This is a genomic window from Streptomyces sp. NPDC031554, from assembly GCF_055580685.1.
In genome coordinates this window covers 113,389-136,557 of the sequence record NZ_JBVIKX010000009.1, presented here as the reverse complement: position 1 = coordinate 136,557, position 23,169 = coordinate 113,389, and the positions used below count along the sequence as shown (strand labels likewise).

Below are 23,169 nucleotides of genomic sequence, written 5' to 3'. Positions count from 1 at the left end.
AGGAAGAGAGCAGACCGACAGCCATGGCTGAGGCTCAGAACATCCCGGTGGGCAGCACGACCGCCGGCCAGATCGCGGTGGCCGCAGAGTCCACCGTCGCCACGCGCATGAGCGCGCCGCCCTCCTTCGACGTGGCGGACTTCCCCGTCCCCCACGGCCGCGAGGAGGAGTGGCGGTTCACCCCGCTGGAGCGGCTGCGCGGCCTGCACGACGGCACCGCGGTCGCCACCGGCGACGGCGTGAAGATCGACATCGACGCCCCCGAGGGCGTCGTCGTCGAGGCCGTCGGCCGCGACGACGCCCGCCTCGGCAGGGCCGGCACGCCGGTGGACCGCGTCGCCGCCCAGGCCTACTCGGCGTTCGAGAAGGCCGGCGTCGTCACCGTCCCCCGGGAGACGGTGCTCACCGAGCCGATCCGCATCACCGTGCACGGCGAGGGCGGGGTCGCCTTCGGCCACCAGGTGATCGAGCTGGGCGCCTTCGCCGAGGCCGTCGTCGTCATCGACCACACCGGTGACGCCGTGCTGGCCGCCAACGTCGACTACCTCCTGGGCGACGGCGCCAAGCTGACCGTCGTCTCCGTCCAGGACTGGGACGACAAGGCCGTGCACGTGGCCCAGCACAACGCGCTGATCGGCCGGGACGCCACCTTCAAGTCGTTCGTGGTCACCTTCGGCGGCGACCTCGTCCGGCTGCACCCGCGGGTCGTCTACGCCGGCACCGGCGGCGAGGCCGAGCTGTTCGGCCTCTACTTCACCGACGCCGGCCAGCACCAGGAGCACCGTCTCCTCGTCGACCACAACACCCCGCACTGCAAGTCGAACGTCATGTACAAGGGCGCGCTCCAGGGCGACGCCGCGCACGCGGTGTGGATCGGCGACGTGCTCATCGAGGCCAAGGCCGAGGGCACCGACACCTACGAGATGAACCGCAACCTGGTCCTCACCGACGGCGCCCGCGTCGACTCCGTGCCCAACCTGGAGATCGAGACCGGCGAGATCGTCGGCGCCGGCCACGCCTCCGCCACCGGCCGCTTCGACGACGAGCAGCTGTTCTACCTGATGGCCCGCGGCATCCCCGCCGACGACGCCCGCCGTCTGGTGGTCCGCGGCTTCTTCGCCGAGCTCGTCCAGCAGATCGGCGTGGACGACATCGAGGAACGCCTCCTCGTGAAGATCGACGCAGAGCTGGAGGCCACCGTCTGATGGCCTTCGTACGCGCCTGTGGGCTGAGCGAGCTGAAGGAGGACACCCCGATGCGGGTGGAACTCGACGGCACGCCGGTCTCGGTCGTGCAGACCGAGGGGGAGGTGTTCGCCATCCACGACGTCTGCTCGCACGCGAACGTCTCGCTCTCCGAGGGCGAGGTGGAGGACTGCCGGATCGAGTGCTGGCTGCACGGCTCCTCCTTCGACCTGCGCACCGGCAAACCGTCCGGCCTTCCCGCGACGCGCCCCGTCCCCGTATACCCCGTAAAGATCGAAGGGGACGACGTGCTCGTCTCCCTCACCCAGGAGTCCTGAGGCACCCATGGCAACGCTTGAAATCCGAGACCTGCACGTCACCGTCGAGGCCGACAACGCCACGAAGGAGATCCTCAAGGGCGTCGACCTGACCGTGAAGCAGGGCGAGACGCACGCCATCATGGGCCCCAACGGCTCCGGCAAGTCCACCCTCGCCTACTCGCTCGCGGGTCACCCCAAGTACACGATCACCGGCGGCACCGTCACCCTCGACGGCGAGGACGTCCTGGAGATGTCCGTCGACGAGCGCGCCCGCGCCGGCCTCTTCCTGGCGATGCAGTACCCGGTCGAGGTCCCCGGCGTCTCGGTCTCCAACTTCCTGCGCACCTCCGCCACCGCCGTCCGCGGCGAGGCCCCCAAGCTGCGCACCTGGGTGAAGGAGGTCCGCGAGGCCATGGAGCGCCTCAACATGGACGCGTCCTTCGCCGAGCGCAACGTCAACGAGGGCTTCTCCGGCGGTGAGAAGAAGCGCCACGAGATCCTCCAGCTGGAGCTGCTCAGGCCGAAGGTCGCGATCCTCGACGAGACGGACTCCGGCCTGGACGTCGACGCCCTGCGCATCGTCTCCGAGGGCGTCAACCGCGTCCGCGAGACCGGCGAGGTCGGCACCCTGCTGATCACGCACTACACGCGCATCCTGCGCTACATCAAGCCCGACTTCGTCCACGTCTTCTCCGGCGGCCGCATCGTCGAGTCCGGCGGCGCCGAGCTCGCCGACAAGCTGGAGAACGAGGGGTACGAGGCCTACACGAAGGGTGGCGTATCCGCGTGACGCAGCTGCCGGGCCTCCTCACTGAGTCCCGTCTTCTCGGCGAGGCGATCCGCAAGGACTTCCCGATCCTGGACCGCGCGGTCCACGGCGACCGGAAGCTCGTGTACCTGGACAACGCGGCGACCTCGCAGAAGCCGCGCCAGGTGCTGGACGCCCTGAGCGAGTACTACGAGCGCTACAACGCCAACGTCCACCGCGGTGTGCATGTGCTCGCCGAGGAGGCCACGGCGCTGTACGAGGGTGCGCGCGACAAGGTCGCGGAGTTCATCAACGCGCCCAGCCGCGACGAGGTGATCTTCACCAAGAACGCCTCGGAGTCGCTGAACCTGGTCGCGAACATGCTGGGCTGGGCCGACGAGCCCTACCGCGTGGACTCCGAGACCGAGATCGTCATCACGGAGATGGAGCACCACTCCAACATCGTGCCCTGGCAGCTGCTGTCGCAGCGCACGGGCGCGAAGCTGAAGTGGTTCGGCCTCACCGACGACGGCCGTCTCGACCTGTCCAACATCGACGAGATCATCACGGAGAAGACGAAGATCGTCTCCTTCGTGCTGGTGTCGAACATCCTGGGCACGGTCAACCCGGTCGAGGCGATAGTGCGCCGTGCGCAGGAGGTCGGCGCCCTGGTGTGCATCGACGCCTCGCAGGCCGCGCCGCACATGCCGATGGACGTCCAGGCCCTCCAGGCCGACTTCGTGGCCTTCACCGGCCACAAGATGTGCGGTCCGACCGGCATCGGCGTGCTCTGGGGCCGGCAGGAGCTGCTGGAGGACCTGCCCCCGTTCCTGGGCGGCGGCGAGATGATCGAGACGGTGTCGATGCACTCCTCGACCTACGCGCCCGCCCCCCACAAGTTCGAGGCGGGCACCCCGCCGATCGCGCAGGCGGTCGGTCTGGGCGCGGCGATCGACTACCTGTCCGCGATCGGCATGGACAAGATCCTCGCCCACGAGCACGCGATCACCGAGTACGCGGTGAAGCGGCTCGGCGAGGTTCCCGACCTGCGGATCATCGGCCCCGCCACGGCCGAGGAGCGCGGCGCCGCGATCTCCTTCACGCTCGGGGACATCCACCCGCACGACGTGGGCCAGGTCCTCGACGAGCAGGGCATCGCGGTCCGGGTCGGACACCACTGCGCCCGTCCCGTCTGCCTGCGCTACGGAATTCCCGCGACCACGCGAGCGTCGTTCTACCTGTACTCCACGCCTGCCGAGATCGACGCGTTGGTCGAGGGGCTGGAGCACGTACGGAACTTCTTCGGCTGAGGGGCGTGACGACGATGGGACGCGAGGGTAGCTGACGTGAAGCTGGACTCCATGTACCAGGAAGTCATCCTGGACCACTACAAGAACCCGCACGGGCGGGGCTTGCGGGACGGCGACGCCGAGGTGCATCACGTCAACCCGACGTGCGGCGACGAGATCACCCTGCGGGTGAAGTACGACGGCACGACCGTCGAGGACGTCTCGTACGAGGGGCAGGGCTGCTCCATCAGCCAGGCCTCGGCCTCCGTGCTGAACGAGCTCCTCGTCGGCAAGAGCGTCTCGCAGGCGCAGAAGATCCAGGAGACCTTCCTGGAGCTGATGCAGTCCAAGGGCCGGCTCGAGCCGGACGACGCGATGGAGGAGGTGCTGGAGGACGCGGTCGCGTTCGCCGGTGTCTCCAAGTACCCGGCACGGGTCAAGTGCGCCCTCCTCAGCTGGATGGCGTGGAAGGACGCGACGGCCCAGGCGCTGGGTGCCGACGCCGACGCCGAAAGGAAGACGGCATGAGCGAGACCGTGGAGACGAAGCCTGCCTCCGAGGAGGAAGTGCGCGAGGCGCTGTACGACGTCGTCGACCCCGAACTGGGCATCGACGTCGTCAACCTCGGGCTGATCTACGGCATCCACATCGACGACGCGAACATCGCGACGATCGACATGACCCTGACCTCCGCGGCCTGTCCGCTGACGGACGTCATCGAGGACCAGGCGAAGTCCGCCACGGACGGCCTGGTCAACGAGTTGCGCATCAACTGGGTCTGGATGCCGCCGTGGGGCCCGGACAAGATCACCGACGACGGCCGCGAGCAGCTGCGCGCGCTCGGCTTCAACGTCTGAGATCCCCGGTACCTCCCCGGTACCCCCGCAGTACGGGAAACGGCGGCGTCCTCGCGGACGCCGCCGTTTCCCGTACTCGTCTTCTCGTACTCGTCCTACCGGGCGCGCGCCCTACGCCAGCTCCTCCACGAGCCGGAAGGCCGAGTCGGCGGCGTACGGGCCGCCGCCCTGGTGGGGCTGCAGCCTCACCTGGAAGTTCTGGTGACGCAGGAAGTACCCCGGGAAGTTCACCGACTCCAGCGTGACCGCGCCGGAACCGGAGGCGCGGGCGCAGAAGGTGGCGTCCTGCCGGAACAGCGGGGAGCCGTCGTCGGCCTCCGCGCGCAGCACGAAGTCGCGGTGGCGCAGGTAGGTCCCGTCCGACGTGCGGAACGACAGGCACGAGCCGTTCGCCAGACCGCTCACCACGGTGAAGGTGGCGTCCGCCCGGAACTCCGCACCGCCGGCCGCTTCCAGCCGCACCTGGCCGCCGCCCACCCGCCAGTAGTGGTCGGGGTAGTTGACGGACCGCACCGACCGGCGCACGGTCACCGGCCGCGGACCGGAGCCGCTCCCGCCGGCCGAGGCGGACGGTGAGGCCGGGGCCGGGGCGTGCGGCGAGGACCCGCCCCCCGGCGACGGCGAGGAGGAGGCCGACGCGGACGGCGAGGCACTCTTCCGCGCGGCCGGCGCCGAGGACGAGGCGTCCGCCGGGGGCGAGCCGAAGGAGATGAGTCCCGGCGACGTCTCCTGGTCGGACATCGTCCGCCCCGCCGAGGCGGCCGACCGCTCCTCGGCGGACCGGTCGGTGACCGAGACGGCGGCGACGCAGGCCACGACGGTCGCGACGGCGAGGACGCCGGCCAGCCACAGCCGCCGCGTCCCCGGTGTCCGGGAGGTGTCCGGAGCCCAGCCGTTCTCCCAGGAATGCTCCGGGGACGGCCGGGACTTGTTGTCTGGCATGCGCTGTTCCTCCAGCGGCGCCCGAAGGGCGAACACGGCTGCGACGGCCCGTTGTGTGAACGGTGAAACAGTAGTGGAACCAGTGACTCTCGAGCAGGCGTTTGGGAGAGCGGTTTCCCCACGGGTTTCCGGACGCCCCGAGGACCCGGAACGGCCGGCCGGGCGGGGGTGTCGGGCGGGGTGTCGGGCGGGCGGGGCGGCCTGCCGGCCCGGTCCGGTCGCCCCGGCCGAGCGGCTGTTCCGGGGCGGCCCGCCCTGGCTGGGTCGGCCCGGCCCGGCCGGGTCGCCCTCGCCCGGTCGGGTCGCCCTGGTCGCCCTCACCCGGTCGGCCCGACCGCCCCGGCCCGACCGGACCGACACGGCAGGCCCGACCCGGCAGGCCCGCGACCCGGTCGGCCGGGCCGGAGCGGTCGGGAGCGGGGCAGGGAGGCCGTCCCTCCGCCGGCGGCCGTGCGCGCCGCGCCGCCGCTCCCCGCCCGTCACCTGAGACACCGTCCCGCTGGTTGGCCTCCACCCGCTCGCGCCGGTTAGGTTTCCCTCATGACCGACACGACTCGCACCACCGGCGCCGCGGCCGCCGGCCTCGCCACCCTCGCCGCCGACGGCACCGTTCTCGACACCTGGTTCCCCGCCCCGCGGCTCACCGACGAGCCCGGCCCGTCCGGCACCGAGCGCCTGTCCGCCGAGAAGGCCGTCGAGCTGCTCGGCGAGGGAGCCGCCAAGGCGATCGGCCCGGACGCCCGGCGGGGCGTCGAAGTGGTCGCGGTCCGCACGGTCATCAGCTCCCTCGACGACAAGCCGATCGACACGCACGACGCCTACCTGCGCCTGCACCTGCTCTCCCACCGCCTGGTCCGGCCGCACGGCCAGAGCCTGGACGGCATCTTCGGCCTGCTGGCGAACGTCGCCTGGACGTCCCTCGGCCCGGTCGCCGTGGACGACCTGGAGAAGGTCCGGCTGAACGCCCGCGCCGAGGGCCTGCACCTCCAGGTGACGTCGATCGACAAGTTCCCGCGCATGACGGACTACGTGGCCCCCAAGGGGGTCCGCATCGCCGACGCCGACCGGGTCCGCCTGGGTGCGCACCTGGCCGAGGGCACCACGGTCATGCACGAGGGCTTCGTGAACTTCAACGCCGGCACGCTCGGCACGTCGATGGTCGAGGGCCGCATCTCCGCGGGCGTCGTGGTGGGCGACGGCTCGGACATCGGCGGCGGCGCCTCCACGATGGGCACCCTCTCCGGCGGCGGCAACGTGATCATCGCCATCGGCGAGCGCTGCCTGATCGGCGCCGAGGCCGGCGTGGGCATCGCCCTCGGCGACGAGTGCGTGGTGGAGGCCGGCCTGTACGTCACCGCGGGCACCCGCGTGACGATGCCCGACGGCCAGGTCGTCAAGGCCCGCGAACTCTCCGGCGCCTCGAACATCCTGTTCCGCCGCAACTCCGTCACCGGCACGGTGGAGGCCCGTCCGAACAACGCGGTGTGGGGCGGCCTCAACGAGGTCCTGCACAGCCACAACTGACGTCTCGACACGGGCCGGGGCCCGCACCGCGGATGCCCGCGGTGCGGGCCCCGGCCCGTGTCCTACCCGGACACGAAGGCCCGGTACGAGGCCAGCAGCTCGTCGGCCGTCTCGCGGTCGGCGGGCCGCAGGGGCGCCCGGACGGGGCCGGCCGGCAGGCCGAGTCCGCCCAGCAGGGCCTTCGCGGTGACCGTGCCCGGCAGCCCCGAGGCCGTCATCGCCTCGATGAGGGGCATCGCACGTCGCTGGAGGCGCGCGGCCCCGGCCGTGTCACCGGCGTCGAACGCGTCGACGACGGCCCGGAGCCGGCCGGGGACGACATTGGCGACGGTGCTGATGTACCCGGTCGCGCCCACCGCGTACAGCGCGAGGATCTGCTCGTCGCAGCCCGCGTAGTAGGCCAACTCCGTCCGGGAGAGCACCTTCTGGGTGCCGAGGAGGTCGTAGGAGCAGTCCTTCACCCCCACGATCCGGGGGTGTTCCGCGAGGCGGATCAGCGTGTGCGGCTCTATGCGGGTGCCGGTGCGGCCGGGGATGTCGTAGAGCAGGACCGGGAGTCCGCACGCGTCGGCGACCTCGCGGAAGTGCGCCTCCAGGGCGTCCTGCGGAGGACGGCTGTAGTACGGACTGACCACCAGCACGCCGTCGGCGCCCGCCTTCTCGGCGGCGAGGGCCAGTTCGACGGTGTGCCGGGTGTCGGCGGTGCCCACACCCGCCACCAGGGCGGCCCGGTCCCCGACCGCCGCCCGCACGGCCCGCACCAGCTCCGCCTTCTCGGCGTCCGACGTGGTCGGGGACTCGCCCGTGGTGCCGGACAGGACGAGCCCGTCGCAGCCGTCCGCCACCAGACGGGCGGCGAGCCGCTGGGCGCCGTCGAGGTCCAGGGCGCCCGACGCGGTGAAGGGCGTGACCATCGCGCAGAGCGCGCGGCCGAAGGGGGCGGCGGGGAGGGCTGCGTTCGTCATGGAGGCAGTCTCGGCACCGTGATCGTGAAGCTCCACTTAAATCTGCTACGAGGTACGGCTAAGGACTGCTGCGACGTCGTCGGCGCGGCGAACCCGCGGCACCGCACGGGTAGCCGTCGTCCCCGCGGGTACCCGGACCGTCACAACCGTGAGAGGAGGCGGAGCACGTGACCGGGACCACGGAGACCCGGCCCGTCCACGACGGGCACCGCACGGTCGGAGAACTCGTCGGACAGGCGAGCGAACAGCTTTCCCGGCTGGTCCGGCAGGAGATGGCACTGGCCAAGGAGGAGCTGGCGGAGAAGGGACGCCGCGCCGGCCGCGGCGGAGGTCTGCTGGGCGCCGCGGGCGCGTTCGCGTACGCCGGTCTGCTGGCCCTCGCCGGCACGGGCGTCGCCGCCCTCTCGCTGGTGCTGCCGGTCTGGGCCGCGGCGCTCATCGTGACGGCGGTGCTGTTCGTGATCGCCGCCGTCCTGGGCGCGACCGGACGCAGCCAGCTGCGTCAGGCCACGCCGCCCACCCCCGAGGCGGCTCTCGGCAGCGTCAAGGCGGACGTCGAGGAAATCAGGGAAAGGGCGCACCGATGACGGACAGGGCAGCCGCGGACGGTGCCGCGGAGCTGCGCAGGCAGATAGCACAGACCAGGAACCAGCTGGGGGCCACGGTGGAGGAGCTGGCGGCCAAGACGGACCTCCGCGGGCGCGCCAAGGCGCGTGCCGCCGACCTCAGGGACCGCGCCGGCGCGATGACGGTCCAGCTCCGCAGCACGGCGGCCCAGGCGGGCCACGCCGTCCAGGAGAAGGCGAAGGACGCGGGCCACACCGTCCAGGACAAGGCGGGCCGCGTCGGTCACACGGGCCGGAGCAGGACGAAGGACACGCGGTACGAGCTCCAGGAGCTCCAGGAGGAGGCCGCGCTGACGGGCGGGGGCCTGCGGGACACCGGGTCCCACCGGGAACGTTCCGCCCCGGCGGCGCTGCGCGCGCCGGTCCGGTTCGTCGGGCGGCACCCGAGGCCGGTGCTGATCGTGGTCGCGGCGGGGGTCGCGATCGCGGCGGCAGGGATGCTCGGCCGCCGCCGCACCTGCTGACCCGGCCGTCGGCGGACGACGGGACGTCGGACCCGGTTCCCCCTCGGGGGCACCGGGTCCCTCCCTGTCCGGACCCGTTCGGACCCGTCCGGGCCGACGCCGGGCCCCGCCGCAACCGCCCGGAGGGGCCGGCCGGGCGGGGTGTCCGGCCGGCCCGGGAAAGGCCGGTTACGGCTTGAACCGCAGCACCTGCGGGTCGTGGTCGCTGATCTGGTCGTGGAACTCGGCGTTGATGTGCACGCTGTCGTACGTGAAGTCGCAGCCGCGCCGGATCGACGGGCTGACCAGGATCTGGTCGAGGACCTGGCTGTTGCCCTGGTAGACGTACGAGTAACGCTCGCTCTTCGGCAGCGACTTGACCGCCGACCACAACTCGCCGTCACCCTCGAGGAGCTTCGCGGTGCCGGAGAACTCGAAGTCGTTGATGTCGCCGAGCGCGACGACGTCCGCGTTCTTCTGGGTCTCGAGGATGTCCTTGACGAAGGCGTTGACCAGCGTCGCCTGCTGGTGGCGCTGGGTCTCCGAGCTGCGTGCCGCCGGCTGGTACTGCGAGGTCAGCCCCTGGTCGCCGCCCTTGGAGTTGAAGTGGTTGGCGATCACGAACACCGTGCGGCCGCGGAAGGCGAACTCGCCGACCAGCGGCTTGCGGCTGGAGCTCCAGGCCGCGTTCGCCGGGTCGATCCGGCCCGGCGAGACCGTCAGGGCCGCCTTGCCGCGCACCTCGGTGACGCCGGCCGCGGTGGTGGCGTCGCCGCCCGCGCGGTCGGTGAAGGAGACCCGCTCGGGGTTGAACAGGAACACCTGACGGATGTTGCCGCCCGGCTCACCGCCGTCGGCCTTGTCCACCGGGTCGACCGAGCGCCAGTCGTAGCGCGGGCCGCCCGCGGCGACGATCGCGTCGATCAGCGCGGCCACCGTCCGGTCGGCCGCCACCGTGCCGTCGTCGGTCGCGCCGTTGTTGTCCTGGATCTCCTCCAGGGACACGATGTCGGGCGACTTCAGGTTGTCCACGATCGCGGAGGCGTGCGCCGCGAACGTGGTGTCGGACGGGTCGAGGTTCTCGACGTTGTACGTCGCGACCGCCAGCTCGCCGTTCTTCTGCTTCTTCGTCGTCTCCCGCTCCGTGCCGCCGCTCTGCGGCGTGCCGATCCGGTTGGCGACGACGGTGTAACCGCCGAACTGGTTGTAGTCCAGCGGCCCTTCGGTGACGCCGGCCAGCCTGTCGCCGACGTTCGCCGCGGGGAAGTCGGCGACCTTGCCGAGCGACTGGATCTGGAGCCGGCCGGTGTTCTGGGCGTCGTAGGAGCCGTAGACCGTGCCGCCGCGGCGGTTGCGGTTCTCCCACGGCTTCACCGTGACCCACAGCTCGGTGTACGGGTCGGTGGCGCCGACCACGCGGACGTCGGAGACCTGGACGTTCATGCCCTCGAGGGACTCGTAGAGGTCCAGGGCGTAGGTGCCCGGCCGCAGCGCGAGGCCGTTGACCGAGTTGTTCGCGGCCGGGTCGCCGGCCGGGGCGTACGCGGCCGGCACCGACTTCGCGTCGACGACCGTCGCGGCCGGGACCGGGTTGCCCGCGGAGACCACGGTCACCGTCGGGCGGACGATCTCCGTCACCGCCTGGTTGCCGGACGAGGTGCCGCCGGGCACGAACTCCGAGACCGTGCCGGAGACGCTGACCGCGTCCCCGACGGCGGCCTTCGGGGCGGAGCTGGTGAAGACGAAGACGCCCTCACTGGTGGCCGGGTCGGCGTCCGGGTTCGGATCCTGGATCCAGAAACCCTTGGACGAGCCGTAGGTGCGCACACCGGTGACGATTCCGGTCACGTCGGTGACCTGCTTGCCGGCGTACGGCGAGACGCGGGTGGTGCCCTGGATGTCGTGGATGCGCGCCGAGTCCGCGTGCGCGGGCGCGGCGACGACGACCGCCGACGCGGCGGAGCAGACGGCGGCGACGGTGAGCGCGGCGAGGCGCGTGGAAGACCTGCTGGGCAAGGGATTCCCTCCGGGGACGTGCATGAGCGCCGGGACGAGGGTGGGACGTGGGGCGCGGATGACGCGCGTAGAAAACCGGTGAACACCTGTCCCCCCAACTTCTACGCGCGTCAATCTCCAGCCTGGCCAGCCCAGTTGTCAAGGTTTCGGCCATGTACGAGACCTGACCGGTAGATGAACCGGGCGGCATGGGGCGAAACCCGTCTAGGCTGAGCGGTCGAGTGGCACCACGCGTCCGAGGAGAACAGCCGATGTCAGACAGCTCCCCCCTGCCGCCGGTGCGGCTGCACCCCGAAGCGGAGCTGGCGCGCGACGCGCTGTCCACGCCGTTGCTCTCCCGGGCCGTGCTCCTGGCCCGTTGGGCCGGGCCGGACACCCGTGTCGACGCCGGCGGAGGCCTGGTCGACGAACAGCTCCCGGCCGCCGCCGAAGCGCTCGGACTCACCGGCGAGGACGCCGCCGCCCACGCGAGCGAGGCCTGGCGGGCCGCCGTCGACGCCGGACTCGTCGAGGTCGCCGACGAGGAGGCCGGTACCGTCACCACGGGCGAGGCCCTCCCCCTGCTCACCGGCGGCGCCCCGCACGACGTGCTCGCCGTCTGGCTCGCCGCCCTGGAGGCCGTCCTCGCCGACGCGACCGTGCCCGACCTCGACGACCTGGTCGACGCCATGGACGAGGGCGGCGAGGTCGACTTCTCCCGGCTCGACTGGGACCCCGAGGGCGAGGCCGCCTTCCTCGACGGCGTGCTCGGCAACCTCTACCTGCTCACCGTCACCGAGGAAGGCCCCGGCGGCGGTCCCGTCCCGCTGCCCGCCCTCGCCGCCTCCATGATCGTCCCCGGCGACCTGGGCGAACCCACCAACGACATGCTGGAGCAGATCTCCGACGCGATGATGCGTCTCGACGACCAGTTCCGGCTCCTGGAGCCCGTCGGACTGGTCGCCTACCAGCCCGTCGACGAGGCGCTGATGGGCGACCCCGAGGAGGAGCCCGCCGCCCCCGTCGACGAGACCGACGTCTCCCGCTACGGCATGGTCGGCCTCACCCCGCTCGGCCTCTACGGGATCCGCGCGCGCCTGCTGGAGGCCGGCTTCCAGGCGCCCGCCGTCGGGGACCTGGTCGACAAGGGGGCCGACGCCCTCCTCGACGGCAGCTCCGGCTACGGGCCGCACGCCGCCCGCGCCGAGACCGAACAGTGGCTGGACCGGCGCGAACCGCTCGCCGCCGCCCGCGAACTGCTCGCCGCCGCCCGCGGCTCGGACGAGGGCGCCCCGCTGCGCCGGCTGCGCTGCCAGCAGGCCCTGTCCCTCGTGGGCGCGCAGGCCGAACCCGCCGTGCGGGAGGTCCTCGACGACCCCGAACTCGGCGGGCTCGCCCGGGTCTGGCTGAGCGAGCTGGGCGCCGCCGACGTGCCGACGCCCTCCCAGGACCTGGTCTACTGGCTCACCATCGACACCCTCGCCGCCCAACTGGCCGCCGAGGGCAACTCCGACGAACTCCAGGCCCTCGTCGAAGGGCTCGCGCAGCAGCACAGCGGCTTCTTCGCCGCGGCCTGGCGGGTCGCGCACCCGGCCACCGCCGACGTCCTGGAGGCCATGGGGCGCCTGCACCCGGACAAGCGGATCGCCAAGGAGGCCCGCAAGGCCGCGTTCAAGGCGCGCTCCCAGCAGGGCGGCTGACGGGAGCCGGCGCGCGCGACCGGCGGACGGGGACGTGGCGCGGGCGACCGGGAGCCGACGCGGGCGACCGGGACGCGGTGCCGGCGGGCGGGGGCGGGTGCGGTTCCCCGTCCGTTCCGGCGCCGCGCCGCGGGTGCGGCCGCGCGGTTCCCGCCGGCGCCCGCCGGCGCCCGCCCGGGCGCCGCTCCGCGTTCAGCCGGTGTCCGCGGGCGAGGGCGGCGGACGGGCCCCGAACGCCGGCGTCCGACACCGGTGCGGGCCTCCTCCCCGTGCGGCCTCTTCTCGTGCGGGCCTTCTCCCGCGGCCCACTGACATCTAACATGTCAGTTCATGGAGCCACTGCGACCGGTGCACCGCACCCTGCTCAGGGATCGGGCGTACGCGGCGATCCGCGACGCCATCGTGTCCGGGGAGATCGAGCCCGGCGCGGTGGTGCGCGACGCCGACCTCGCGGAACGGCTCGGGCTGTCCCGCGCGCCGGTCCGGGAGGCGTTCGCGCGGCTCGTGGACGAAGGGCTGCTGGAGAGCAAGCCGCAGAGCTACACGCGGGTGACCCCGGTCGTCGCCGGTGACGTACGGGACGCTGCGGCCGTGGTCGGCGCGATGCACGAACTGGTCACGCGCGTGGCGGTGCCCCGGCTGTTCGCGGCGGACGTCGAGGCGATGCGCGCCGCCAACGAGCGGTTCGGCGCCGCCGTGGACGCCGGTGACGTCGAGGGCGCCCTGCGCGCCGACGACGCGCTGCACGACGTCCTCGTCCGGGTGAGCGGCAACCGCGCGGCCGCCGCCACCGTCGCCCGCTACACCCCCCTCATCCGGCGGCTGGAGCGACGGCGCTTCGGCGAGGGCGGCACCTGCCGCTCGGCCGGACTGCACGACCGGCTGATCGCCGCCTGCGCGGCCGCCGACACGGACGAGGCGGTCCGCGTCACGGCGGAGATCTGGCGCACCCTCGCGGATCTCGCCGACACCGGCACCGGCGGCGGCCCCGCCGACACCGCCGCCGACGCGCCAGGCGCCGACGGCTGAACCCCGTCCTCACCCGGCCCCGGGAGGCCCCGTGTCCCAGCCCCGCTCCCTCTCCTCGTACGAGCGCTACCCCCTGCTCTTCGGCCCGTCGCCCGTGCACCCGCTGCACCGGCTGACGGAGCACCTCGGCGGCGCCGCCGTGTGGGCCAAGCGGGAGGACTGCAACTCCGGGATCGCCTACGGCGGCAACAAGACGCGCAAGCTGGAGTACCTGGTCGCCGACGCCCTCGCGCAGGGCTGCGACACCCTGGTGTCGATCGGCGGGGTGCAGTCCAACCACACCCGGCAGGTGGCGGCCTGCGCGGCCCGCGCCGGACTCAAGTGCGTGCTGGTGCAGGAGAGTTGGGTGGAGTGGCCCGACTCGGTGTACGACAAGGTCGGCAACATCCTGATCAGCAGGCTCGCGGGGGCCGACGTCCGGCTGGTGCGGGCCGGGTTCGGGATCGGCTTCAAGGAGAGCTGGGAGCTGGCGCTCCGGGAGGTCGAGGAGTCCGGCGGCAAGCCCTACGCCGTCCCCGCCGGCGCCTCCGACCACCCGCTCGGCGGGCTGGGATTCGCCGGATGGGCGTACGAGGTGGCGGAGCAGGAGCGGGACCTGGGCGTCTTCTTCGACACCGTGGTCGTGTGCTCGGTGACCGGGTCGACGCAGGCCGGCATGGTCGCCGGGTTCGCGGCGCTGGAGGAGGCGGGCGGCCGGCCCCGGCGCGTCCTCGGCGTCGACGCCTCGGCCGAGCCCGCCCGGACCCGGACGCAGATCGCCCGCATCGCCCGGCGCACCGGGGAGCTCATCGGGGTGCGGCGGGAACTGACCGAGGCGGACGTCGAGCTGGACGAGCGCTACCACGCCGGGATCTACGGCGTCCCCGACGAGACCACCCTGGAGGCGATGCGGCTCGCCGCACGCACCGAGGGCATGGTCACCGACCCCGTCTACGAGGGGAAGTCGATGGCCGCGCTCGTCGACCTGGTCGGGCGCGGCGAGATCGGCCGCGACTCCACCGTGCTCTACGCCCACCTGGGCGGCCAGCCCGCGCTCAACGCCTACAGCGCGCTGTTCTGAGCCCGCACGGTGGCATGCCGGTCCTCGCTACCATCGGGGAGAGTCCCCGGTTTGCTAGGAGTGACGGGATGACGCAGGTCAAGCCCATGCGCGCGGACGCCCGCCGCAACTACGAGCGGTTGCTGACGGCTGCGGCCGAGGCCTTCGCCGAGCACGGGGAGGGCGCGTCCCTCGACGACATCGCCAAGCGGGCGGGGGTCGGCTCCGGCACGCTGTACCGGCACTTCCCCACGCGTCAGGCGCTGCTGGAGGCGGCGTACGTCGACCGGATCGAGGCGCTCGCCGTGCGCGCGGACGCGCTCGCCGCGCTCCTGCCGCCGGGCGAGGCGCTGGTGGAGTGGCTGAACGAGGTGTGCGTCGGCACGATCCAGGTGCGCGGCATGAAGGCGCTGCTGGGGTCGGCCGTCACCGATGCCGGCAGCGCCGCGGCCACCGTCTGCGGTACGACCGTGCAGGGCGCGGCGGCCCGGCTGGTGGAGGCGGCACAGCGGGAGGGGACGCTGCGCGGGGACGTCGAGCCCGTGGAGGTGCTGCGGCTGGCGCACGGTGTGGCGACGGCGGCGGAGCTGGCGAACGGGGACGCGAGCGCCATCCGCCGGTACGTGTCGCTGCTGACGGAGGGGCTGAGCCCCGGGCGGTGAGCGGGGTGTGACGGGCCGTCGGCGACGGGTGCCCCGGCGAGGGGCGCCCGCGCGCCGTCGGGGCCGGCCGGCCCGGGGCTCAGAGGGCCTGCGCGGCCGGCTTCACCATGTTCCGCACCGTGCGGGCCTTGACGAAATCGCCCATGGCCGTCATCTCCCACTCGCCGGTGAACTGGCGGATCAGCTTGGCCATCATCACGCCCGTCTGCGGCTCGGCGGCGGTCAGGTCGAAGCGGACCAGCTCCTCGCCGGTGGTGGCGTCCAGGAGACGGCAGTAGGCCTTGGCGACCTCGGTGAACTTCTGGCCGGAGAAGGAGTTCACGGTGAAGACCAGGCCGGTGACCTCCTGCGGGATCCGGCCCAGGTCGACGACGATCACCTCGTCGTCACCGCCGCCCTCACCGGTGAGGTTGTCGCCGGAGTGCTTGATCGCGCCGCCCACGATGGACAGCTTGCCGAAGTAGCAGCTGTCGATGTGGTTGCGCTGCGGGCCGTAGGCGATCACCGAGGCGTCCAGGTCGATGTCCTTGCCGCGGTACGCCGGCTCCCAGCCGAGGCCCATCTTGACCTGCGAGAGCAGCGGCCTGCCGCCCTTGACCAGGGACACCGTCTGGTTCTTCTGGAGGCTGACGCGGCCCTTGTCCAGGTTGATCTTCCCGGCGCCGGGAGCGGGCGGGGCCGGGGGAGCGGGCGGTGCGGCCATCGGCGGTGCGGACGGGGCGACCGGGGGCTGCGTCGTGGGCATCGGAGGGGCGGCCGGCGGGGCGACCGGCTGGGCCGGAGCGGCCGGAGCGGGCTCCTCCACGGTGACGCCGAAGTCGGTGGCGATGCCCGCCAGGCCGTCGGCGTACCCCTGTCCGACGGCACGGGCCTTCCAGACGCCGTTGCGCAGGTAGATCTCCACGATCACCAGCGCCGTCTCGGCGCCCAGCCGCGGGGGAGTGAAGGTGGCCAGGACGGCGTTGTCGTCGGCGCCGCGCAGGGTGGCCGTCGGCTCGATGCCCTGGAAGGTCTGGCCCGCCGCGTCCGGGCTGGCGGTGACGACGATCTTCTCGATGCCCGGGGGCAGCGCGGAGGTGTCGACGATGATCGCGTCGGGGGCCGCGCCGCCGCCGGAGCGGTAGGTCACGCCGGGGCCGGCCGGCTGGTTGTAGAAGATGAAGTCGTCGTCGGAGCGCACCTTGCCGTCGGCGGTGAGCAGCAGGCCCGAAACGTCGAGACGCACGGGGGCGGCGACGTCCACCGCCACACGGGTGACGGGGAGAGGGATGTTCGAGCCGGGGGTCATAGCTGTCATGCCTGGGTGAACGAGCGAGGGCGTTTTACCGTTCCCTTACCTGTGGTCCGATCGGGGGGCGGCGCCCCCGCGGACCCCGCTCCGGCCCCGGACGGGCCTCGTCCCCGGACGAGGCCGGACGGCCCTCGTCCCCGGACGCCGGACGGGCCGGCTCCCGCTCCCTGCGGCGTCCGGGGAGCGGGAACCGAGGGCCTCGCCCGGGGACGGGACGGGGCGGTCCGCTACGGGACCACCACGATCTTCCGGCCCACGCCCGCGGCGAACTGCTCCAGGGCCTGGGGGTACCGGTCCAGGGGGAGCCGGTCGCTGATGAAGACGTCGGGGTCCAGCACCCCGTTCGCGAACAGCTCCGCCGCCCGCTCGTAGCTGTGCAGGACGGCCATGGACCCCGTGATCGTGATCTCCTGGTTGTAGATCCGGTACGGATCGATCGTCACCCGCGTCGCGTAGTCGGCGACCCCGAACTGCAGGAACGTGCCGGCCTTGGAGACACGGTCCAGCCCGTCCTGGATCGCCGCCGCGTTCCCGGTCGCGTCGATGACGAGGTCCCACCCCTGGGGCCGGTCCAGCTCGTCCGGGGTCGCCGCCGACGCGGAGACCCCCAGCCGCCGCGCCGTCTCCAGCCGTGCCGGGTTCAGGTCCACCACGTCCACGCTCGCCGCACCGGTCCGCTTCGCCAGCTCCAGCATCATCAGGCCCATGGTCCCGGACCCGTAGATCAGCACGTGCGCGCCGAGCCGCGAGCGGAGCACGTCGTAGCCGCGCACCGCGCAGGAGAGGGGCTCGATCAGAGCCGCGTCCTCGGTGCGGACGTGTTCGGGCAGCTTCACGCAGTTCGCCACCGGCGCCACCGCGTACTGGGCCGCGCCGCCGGCCGTCGTCACGCCGATCGCCGCCCAGCGCTCGCAGAGGTTGTCGCGGCCGGTGCGGCAGTAGCGGCACTCGTGGCAGTACAGGGACGGGTCGACGGCCACCCGGTCGCCCACCGCCACCTCGGTGACCTGGGCGCCGGCCCCCACCACCGTGCCGGCGAACTCGTGGCCCGGCACGATCGGCAGCTTGGGCGCGAACTCGCCCTGGAGGATGTGCAGATCGGTGCCGCACAGTCCGCAGGCGGCGACCTCGACGACGACGTCGCGGGGGCCGGGGGTGGGGTCCGGGACCTCGGTGACGACGGCGCGGCCGAGGGACTCGATGACGGCGGCCTTCATTTCACGGCTCCCAACGACAGGCCCTGGACCAGCTTGTCCTGGGCGGCGAACCCCGCGGCGAGCACCGGCAGGGAGATGACGAGCGACGCGGCGCACACCTTCGCCAGGAACAGGCCCTGGCTGGTGATGAAGCCGGTCAGGAAGACCGGGGCGGTCTCGGCGACGACGCCCGTGAGGACCCGGGCGAACAGCAGCTCGTTCCAGCTGAAGATGAAGCAGATGAGGGCCGTGGCCGCGATGCCGGGCAGCGCGATCGGGCCCACCACCCGCGTGAGGACCGTGGGCAGGCGGGCCCCGTCCACCCGGGCCGCCTCGATGACCGCCACCGGGACCTCGGCGAGGAACGACTGCATCATCCACACCGCGATCGGCAGGTTCATGCAGGTGTAGAGCACGACCAGCAGCCAGATGTTGTCGAGCAGGCCGGTGTCCCTCGCGAAGAGGTAGATCGGCAGCAGGCCCGCGACGGCCGGCAGCATCTTCGTCGACAGGAAGAAGAACAGCACGTCCGTCCACTTGCGCACCGGGCGGATCGAGAGCGCGTAGGCCGCCGGGACGGCCAGCAGCAGCACCAGCAGCGTCGACGCCACCGAGGCCACCATCGAGTTGACCAGCGCCGGCCAGGGGCTGGCCCCGCCGTCCGTGCCGAAGAACTCGCGGTAGCCGTCCAGCGTGAGCGACGCCGTGAAGGAGGGCGGGTTGGTCGCCGCGTCCTCCTCGGAGTGGAAGGAGGTCAGCGCCATCCACGCGATGGGCAGGAAGAAGACGATCCCGGCCAGCCAGGCCAGCAGGCCGAGCCCGGCGCCCTTGCGGCGGGCCCGTACGGTCGGCGCGTTCATGCGCGCGACACCTCCTCGCGGAACAGGGACGACACCACGCGCAGCGCGAAGGTGGCGATGACGATCGAGCCGATGACCACCAGGACGCCCGCGGCCGAGGCGAGGCCGTTCTCGTGGGCCTGGTAGAAGCTCTGGTAGACGGTGTAGGGCAGGTTGGCGGTGCCCAGGCCGCCGGACGTGAGGGTGAAGACCGCGTCGAAGTTCTGCACGATGTAGATCGAGCCGAGCAGGGCGCCCAGCTCGAGGTAGCGGCGCAGGTGGGGCAGGGTCAGGTGGCGGAAGATCTGCCAGTCGCTCGCCCCGTCCACCCGGGCGGCCTCCATCTGCTGCTGGTCCCGGCTCTGCAGGCCGGCCAGCAGGATCAGCATCATGAAGGGGGTCCACTGCCACACCAGCGAGGCCTCGACGGCGAGCAGCGGGGTGTCGGAGATCCAGTCCGGCTGGGGGCCGCCCACGTAGTGCAGCAGGCCGTTGAGCAGGCCGTACTCGGGGTTGTAGAGGACGTGCTTCCACAGCAGCGCCGCGGCCACCGGGACCACCAGGAACGGGGCGATCAGCAGGGTGCGCACGAGGCCCCGGCCGCGGAACCTGCGGTCCAGCAGGAGGGCGAGGAGCAGACCGAGGACGAGGCTGGCCAGTACCACCGCCACCGTCAGCAGGACCGTCGTCCACACCGACCTGCGCAGGGCCTCGTCGGTGAGGACCTCCCGGTAGTTCCCGAGACCGGTGAAGCTCCGGGCGTCGGGGTAGAGGGCGTTCCAGTCGTAGAAGGAGATCACCAGCGTGGCCACGAACGGGAGCTGGGTGACGACGATCATGAAGATCAGGGCGGGCAGCAGCGGGGCGCGGGTGGCCCATGCGCGCAGCCGGGCGGAGGGCCGGCGCCCGGCCGGCAGCGGGGTGGCCACGGGGGCCGTCGTCGTGGCGGTCATCGGCCCTCGTACTCCTCGGAGACGCGCTCGGCGAGCTGCTGGGACTTCCTCAGGGCCGACTCGACGGACTGGCGTCCGGCGATGGCCGCGCTGATCTCCTGGGAGACCTTGGTGCCGAGGTCGGTGAACTCGGGGATGCCGACGAACTGGATGCCGGGCGCGGGCCGCGGCTGCACGCCGGGGTCGCGGGGGCGGGCGCCCTCGATGGCGGCCTTGGTCATGTCCTGGAAGGCGGACGCCTCGGCCCGGTAGGCGGCGTTGGCGTACGTCGAGGCGCGCTTGCCGGCGGGGACGTCCGCCCAGCCGACCCGCTCGCCGACCAGCTGCTCGTACTCCTTGCCGGAGGCCCAGGAGACGAACTGCCAGGCCTTGTCGGCGTTGCGGGAGGCCTTCTGGATGCCCCAGGCCCAGGTGTAGAGCCAGCCGGAGGTCCCGGTCTTCTCGACGGGGGCGGGGGCGTAGCCCATCTTGCCCTTGACCGGGGAGTTCGCCGCCTCCAGGGAACCGGCGGCGGAGGTGGCGTCGTACCACATGGCGACCTTGCCCTGGGTCATGTTGTTGAGGCACTCGGCGAAACCGGACTGGGCGGCGCCGGACTCGCCGTGCTCGCGGACGAGGTCCACGTAGAACTTCGTCGCCTTCCCGAACTCGGGCGAGTCCAGGCGTGCTTTCCAGTCCTCGTCGAACCAGGTCCCGCCGAAGGTGTTCACGACGGTGGTGAGCGGTGCCATCACCTCGCCCCAGCCGGGCAGTCCGCGCAGGCAGATGCCCTTCATGCCGGGCTCGGCCCCGTCGGCCTTCGCAGCCAGGTCGGCCACCTGGGTCCAGGTGGGGCGCTCGGGCATCGTCAGGCCGGCCTTGTCGAAGACGTCCTTGCGGTACATCAGGAAGGACGACTCGCCGTAGAAGGGCTGGCCGTAGAGCTTGCCGTCGTCGGCGGTGAGCGACTCGCGCATCGGGGCGAGGACGTCCTGCTCGTCGTAGGCAGGGTCCCCGGCGACGTAGGAGTCCATCTCGTGCAGCCAGCCGTTGCGGGCGTAGATCGGTATCTCGTAGTTGGACAGGGTCGCCACGTCGTACTGGCCGGCCTGGTTGGCGAAGTCCTGGCTGATCTTGTCGCGGACGTCGTTCTCCGGCAGGACGGTGAAGTTCACCTTGATGCCGGTGTCCTCGGTGAAGTGGGCGGCGGTGAGTTTCTGCAGCTCGGCCATCTGGGGGTTGTTGACCATGAGGACGTTGAGGGAATCGCCGCCCGATCCGGCCCCGCCGGCTCCGGTCCAGCAGCCGGAGAGCAGCGGGGCGAGCAGCGTCCCTGCGGCGGCCAGGGCGAGCGTGGCTCGCGGTGGCCGCCGTCGGCTCGGGGTTCGCATGGATCACTCCTGGACGTGTGGGGTGTGTGGGGTGTGTCGGGGGTGGGGGAGGCAGGGGGTGCGAAAAAGGGCGTGAGGGGGTGGGGGAGCGGCCCCGGTGGGGGAGCCGACGGGTTCTCGGGATTCCTCGGGCGTGTGTCCGGCCGGTGCGCCGGTTCCTCAGACGCGGACGACCTGGGGGCCCAGCAGGGAGTAGCGGTGGGCCTCGGGGGCCGGCAGCAGCGTGCTCGTCACGATCGCCTCCAGCGAGCCGACCTCGGCGAACCGGCAGAAACTGACCGCGCCGAACTTGGTGTGCACCCCGACGAACACCGTGCGGCGGGCGGCCCGCACCGCCTGTGCCTTGACCTCCCCGACGGCCGGGTCGGGGGTGGTGAGCCCGTGTTCACGGGAGATGCCGTTGGCGCCGATGTAGGCGAGGTCGACGACGAAGCCCGCGAGCATCCTCGTCGTCCAGTGGTCCACCGTCGCCAGGGTGCCGGACCGGACCCGGCCCCCCAGCAGCAGGACGGACACGTTGCCGGCGCCGGCGAGGGCGCCCGCGACCGGCAGGGAGGCGGTGACCACGGTCAGCGGCCGGTCCCGGGGCAGCGCCTCCGCGATGAGCTGCGGGGTGAAGCCCTCGTCGACGAAGACCGTCTCGGCGTCCCCGAGGAGTCCGGCCGCCGCGGCGGCGATCCGGCGCTTCTCGGGCACGTGACTGGTGGCGCGGAAGGCGAGGGTCGTCTCGAAACCGGCGCTCTCCACCGGATACGCGCCACCGTGCGTACGCCGCACCAGGCCGTGGTCCTCCAGGGCGCGCAGGTCCCGCCGTACGGTCTCCTTGGCCACGCCCAGATCGGCGGCGAGCGCGGCGACGTCGACCGAACCGGTGGCGCGCGCGGTCCGCACGATCTCCCGCTGCCGCTCCTCCGCCGTCCTCGGGGTCACCGCCGTCACCTCGCTCCTCCGTCCGCCCGTTTCTGCCCGTTCGGGCCCGGTGGAGCCCGTGAGGGAAGTTCTACAACGGGGGCGATGCGGTGGCCAGGCCTGTCGCGGGCCCGATGCGGCCCGTCTGTGCCCGTTCGGTGCGGCCGGTGCCCGCCGCGGACCTGCGCGGCCGTGGCGGCGGGCGGCTGTTCGGGCAGAACGGGCGCCCGAAAGCGGCGGCGGGCGGGCCCGTTCGGTGCCCGCCCGCCGCCGTACCGCTCCCGTGGGGCGTCAGTACGGCCAGATCGGCGGGTCGTTGACGAAGTGGCCGCCGAGGTGGGCGTGCGCGACATTCTCCGGGTCCAGCTCGCCCTGTTCGGCGATCAGCTTCGCGGCCCACGGCTCGGAGTCGTCGCGCGGCTCGTAGCCGAGCGCCCGCGCGCTGGTCAGGTCCCACCACAGCCGGGTGTTGGCGGAGGAGCCGTGGACCACGGTGTGTCCGACGCCCTCGGCGGTCAGGGCGGCGTGGAACAACCGGGCGCCGTCGGCCGGGCTCATCCACACCGACAGCATCCGCACGCTGGTCGGCTCCGGGAAGCAGGAGCCGATGCGCACCGAGACGGTCTCCACGCCGTGCTTGTCCCAGTAGAACTGGGCGAGGTCCTCGCCGAAGGCCTTGGACAGGCCGTAGAAGGTGTCCGGGCGGTGCGGGGTCTCGACGGGGATGAGGGGGTCGTCGCCCCGAGGGCGGGGGGTGAAGCCCACCGCGTGGTTGGAGGAGGCGAAGACGACGCGCCGTACGCCCTCCTCGCGGGCGGCCTCGTACAGGTGGTGGGTGCCGACGATGTTGGCGCCGAGGATCTTGTCGAAGGGGGCTTCCAGGGAGATGCCCGCCAGGTGGATGATCGCGTCGACGCCCCGCACGGCCTCCCGCACGGCGCCGGGGTCGGCGAGGTCGGCGACGATCGCCTCCGGCTCGCCCTCGATCGGGCGCAGGTCCAGAAGACGCAGCTCGTAGCCGTACGCGGGGAGCAGCTCCCGCATCAGGGTGCCCAGGCCTCCGGCGGCGCCGGTGAGCAGGACGGTGCGCGGAGCGGGCATCCTCGGATCTCCTTGGGTCGGCGGGTACGGCGGGCGACGGGCCCGACGGCCGTATCCGTGGACTTCATTCACATGCATGGACACGCTAAGGATCTCCCGCCCGTCGCGTCAAGTGTCTCGCGGACCCGGAGAATCGGCTCCCGTCTGGTGGTTTGCGCGCTTGACCGGGGGTTGGGGGCCTTCATAG

General features: G+C 72.5%; 23 protein-coding genes. 13 read left to right on the top strand and 10 right to left on the bottom strand.

All coding sequences use genetic code 11. The annotated features are described in order from the left end of the window. The first annotated feature begins 23 nt into the window (after nt 1–23). The 6 genes from sufD to ACZ5FU_RS23425 are packed head-to-tail and all read left to right on the top strand — an operon-like array spanning nt 24 to nt 4,398. Complete coding sequence (gene sufD / locus ACZ5FU_RS23450; protein WP_451530725.1) at nt 24–1,205, top strand: Fe-S cluster assembly protein SufD; 1,182 nt, start codon at nt 24–26, stop codon at nt 1,203–1,205. Next, complete coding sequence (locus ACZ5FU_RS23445) at nt 1,205–1,522, top strand: non-heme iron oxygenase ferredoxin subunit (RefSeq protein WP_451530726.1); 318 nt, start codon at nt 1,205–1,207, stop codon at nt 1,520–1,522. Before sufD ends, ACZ5FU_RS23445 begins: the two co-directional genes overlap by 1 nt. 7 nt (nt 1,523–1,529) lie before the next feature. Then, nucleotides 1,530–2,294, top strand: a complete 765-nt coding sequence (sufC, locus tag ACZ5FU_RS23440) for a Fe-S cluster assembly ATPase SufC (RefSeq protein WP_451530727.1) — start codon at nt 1,530–1,532, stop codon at nt 2,292–2,294. After that, nucleotides 2,291–3,562, top strand: coding sequence for a cysteine desulfurase (locus ACZ5FU_RS23435; RefSeq protein ID WP_451530728.1), 1,272 nt, complete (start codon nt 2,291–2,293; stop codon nt 3,560–3,562). The genes sufC and ACZ5FU_RS23435 overlap by 4 nt, the downstream gene beginning before the upstream one ends. A gap of 36 nt (nt 3,563–3,598) precedes the next feature. Next, nucleotides 3,599–4,069, top strand: a complete 471-nt coding sequence (sufU, locus tag ACZ5FU_RS23430) for a Fe-S cluster assembly sulfur transfer protein SufU (protein WP_451530729.1) — start codon at nt 3,599–3,601, stop codon at nt 4,067–4,069. Next, the gene (locus ACZ5FU_RS23425; RefSeq protein WP_392248230.1) at nt 4,066–4,398 is read left to right on the top strand and encodes a metal-sulfur cluster assembly factor; all 333 of its coding nucleotides are present in this window, start codon (nt 4,066–4,068) and stop codon (nt 4,396–4,398) included. Before sufU ends, ACZ5FU_RS23425 begins: the two co-directional genes overlap by 4 nt. Nucleotides 4,399–4,509: 111 nt before the next feature. On the opposite strand, the gene ACZ5FU_RS23420 is transcribed toward ACZ5FU_RS23425, so the two are convergent. Beyond that, nucleotides 4,510–5,340: an AbfB domain-containing protein gene (locus ACZ5FU_RS23420; RefSeq protein ID WP_469046545.1), complete on the bottom strand. Its 831-nt coding sequence runs from the start codon at nt 5,338–5,340 to the stop codon at nt 4,510–4,512. A 540-nt stretch (nt 5,341–5,880) separates the two neighbouring features. Between ACZ5FU_RS23420 and dapD the strand changes: the two genes are divergently transcribed. Then, on the top strand, nt 5,881–6,864 hold the full coding sequence (dapD, locus tag ACZ5FU_RS23415) for a 2,3,4,5-tetrahydropyridine-2,6-dicarboxylate N-succinyltransferase (RefSeq protein ID WP_451527969.1): 984 nt from the start codon (nt 5,881–5,883) through the stop codon (nt 6,862–6,864). A 62-nt stretch (nt 6,865–6,926) separates the two neighbouring features. Here the strand turns inward: dapD and dapA are convergent, their stop codons facing one another. Further along, entirely contained in the window at nt 6,927–7,829 is a 903-nt protein-coding gene (gene dapA / locus ACZ5FU_RS23410; RefSeq protein ID WP_451777104.1) for a 4-hydroxy-tetrahydrodipicolinate synthase, read from the bottom strand. A gap of 167 nt (nt 7,830–7,996) precedes the next feature. Between dapA and ACZ5FU_RS23405 the strand changes: the two genes are divergently transcribed. After that, complete coding sequence (locus tag ACZ5FU_RS23405) at nt 7,997–8,416, top strand: phage holin family protein (protein WP_451527971.1); 420 nt, start codon at nt 7,997–7,999, stop codon at nt 8,414–8,416. Further along, nucleotides 8,413–8,919: a DUF3618 domain-containing protein gene (locus ACZ5FU_RS23400; RefSeq protein WP_451777102.1), complete on the top strand. Its 507-nt coding sequence runs from the start codon at nt 8,413–8,415 to the stop codon at nt 8,917–8,919. Before ACZ5FU_RS23405 ends, ACZ5FU_RS23400 begins: the two co-directional genes overlap by 4 nt. Before the next feature lie 168 nt (nt 8,920–9,087). Here ACZ5FU_RS23400 and ACZ5FU_RS23395 read toward each other — a convergent pair whose 3' ends face one another. After that, on the bottom strand, nt 9,088–10,914 hold the full coding sequence (locus ACZ5FU_RS23395) for an endonuclease/exonuclease/phosphatase family protein (RefSeq protein WP_451777100.1): 1,827 nt from the start codon (nt 10,912–10,914) through the stop codon (nt 9,088–9,090). A gap of 251 nt (nt 10,915–11,165) precedes the next feature. On the opposite strand from ACZ5FU_RS23395, the gene ACZ5FU_RS23390 reads away from it, so the two are divergent. The 4 genes from ACZ5FU_RS23390 to ACZ5FU_RS23375 all read left to right on the top strand — a co-directional run bounded on the left by ACZ5FU_RS23390 (nt 11,166) and on the right by ACZ5FU_RS23375 (nt 15,323). Then, on the top strand, nt 11,166–12,593 hold the full coding sequence (locus ACZ5FU_RS23390) for a hypothetical protein (protein ID WP_451527974.1): 1,428 nt from the start codon (nt 11,166–11,168) through the stop codon (nt 12,591–12,593). A 330-nt stretch (nt 12,594–12,923) separates the two neighbouring features. Continuing rightward, nucleotides 12,924–13,622 (top strand): GntR family transcriptional regulator, encoded by a 699-nt coding sequence (locus tag ACZ5FU_RS23385; protein ID WP_469046544.1) that lies wholly within the window; start codon nt 12,924–12,926, stop codon nt 13,620–13,622. Between the two features lie 31 nt (nt 13,623–13,653). After that, the gene (locus ACZ5FU_RS23380) at nt 13,654–14,682 is read left to right on the top strand and encodes a 1-aminocyclopropane-1-carboxylate deaminase (protein WP_451527976.1); all 1,029 of its coding nucleotides are present in this window, start codon (nt 13,654–13,656) and stop codon (nt 14,680–14,682) included. Between the two features lie 68 nt (nt 14,683–14,750). Beyond that, the gene (locus tag ACZ5FU_RS23375; RefSeq protein ID WP_451527977.1) at nt 14,751–15,323 is read left to right on the top strand and encodes a TetR/AcrR family transcriptional regulator; all 573 of its coding nucleotides are present in this window, start codon (nt 14,751–14,753) and stop codon (nt 15,321–15,323) included. Nucleotides 15,324–15,402: 79 nt separating this feature from the next. On the opposite strand, the gene ACZ5FU_RS23370 is transcribed toward ACZ5FU_RS23375, so the two are convergent. The 7 genes from ACZ5FU_RS23370 to ACZ5FU_RS23340 form a co-directional block, all read right to left on the bottom strand. Beyond that, nucleotides 15,403–16,611, bottom strand: a complete 1,209-nt coding sequence (locus ACZ5FU_RS23370; protein ID WP_451528080.1) for a TerD family protein — start codon at nt 16,609–16,611, stop codon at nt 15,403–15,405. Between the two features lie 230 nt (nt 16,612–16,841). Continuing rightward, nucleotides 16,842–17,831: a zinc-dependent alcohol dehydrogenase family protein gene (locus ACZ5FU_RS23365; RefSeq protein ID WP_451527978.1), complete on the bottom strand. Its 990-nt coding sequence runs from the start codon at nt 17,829–17,831 to the stop codon at nt 16,842–16,844. Then, nucleotides 17,828–18,670 carry a carbohydrate ABC transporter permease gene (locus ACZ5FU_RS23360; protein WP_469046543.1) on the bottom strand — a complete coding sequence of 281 codons (843 nt, stop codon included), beginning with the start codon at nt 18,668–18,670 and terminating at the stop codon, nt 17,828–17,830. Before ACZ5FU_RS23360 ends, ACZ5FU_RS23365 begins: the two co-directional genes overlap by 4 nt. Continuing rightward, complete coding sequence (locus tag ACZ5FU_RS23355) at nt 18,667–19,602, bottom strand: carbohydrate ABC transporter permease (RefSeq protein WP_451527980.1); 936 nt, start codon at nt 19,600–19,602, stop codon at nt 18,667–18,669. Before ACZ5FU_RS23355 ends, ACZ5FU_RS23360 begins: the two co-directional genes overlap by 4 nt. Next, nucleotides 19,599–20,972, bottom strand: coding sequence for an ABC transporter substrate-binding protein (locus ACZ5FU_RS23350; RefSeq protein WP_451527981.1), 1,374 nt, complete (start codon nt 20,970–20,972; stop codon nt 19,599–19,601). The genes ACZ5FU_RS23355 and ACZ5FU_RS23350 overlap by 4 nt, the downstream gene beginning before the upstream one ends. Before the next feature lie 159 nt (nt 20,973–21,131). Next, nucleotides 21,132–21,902, bottom strand: coding sequence for a DeoR/GlpR family DNA-binding transcription regulator (locus tag ACZ5FU_RS23345; protein ID WP_451527982.1), 771 nt, complete (start codon nt 21,900–21,902; stop codon nt 21,132–21,134). A 270-nt stretch (nt 21,903–22,172) separates the two neighbouring features. After that, a complete protein-coding gene (locus ACZ5FU_RS23340; protein ID WP_451527983.1) occupies nt 22,173–22,982 on the bottom strand; it encodes an NAD-dependent epimerase/dehydratase family protein in 810 nt (269 codons plus the stop codon). Between the last annotated feature and the right edge of the window lie 187 nt (nt 22,983–23,169).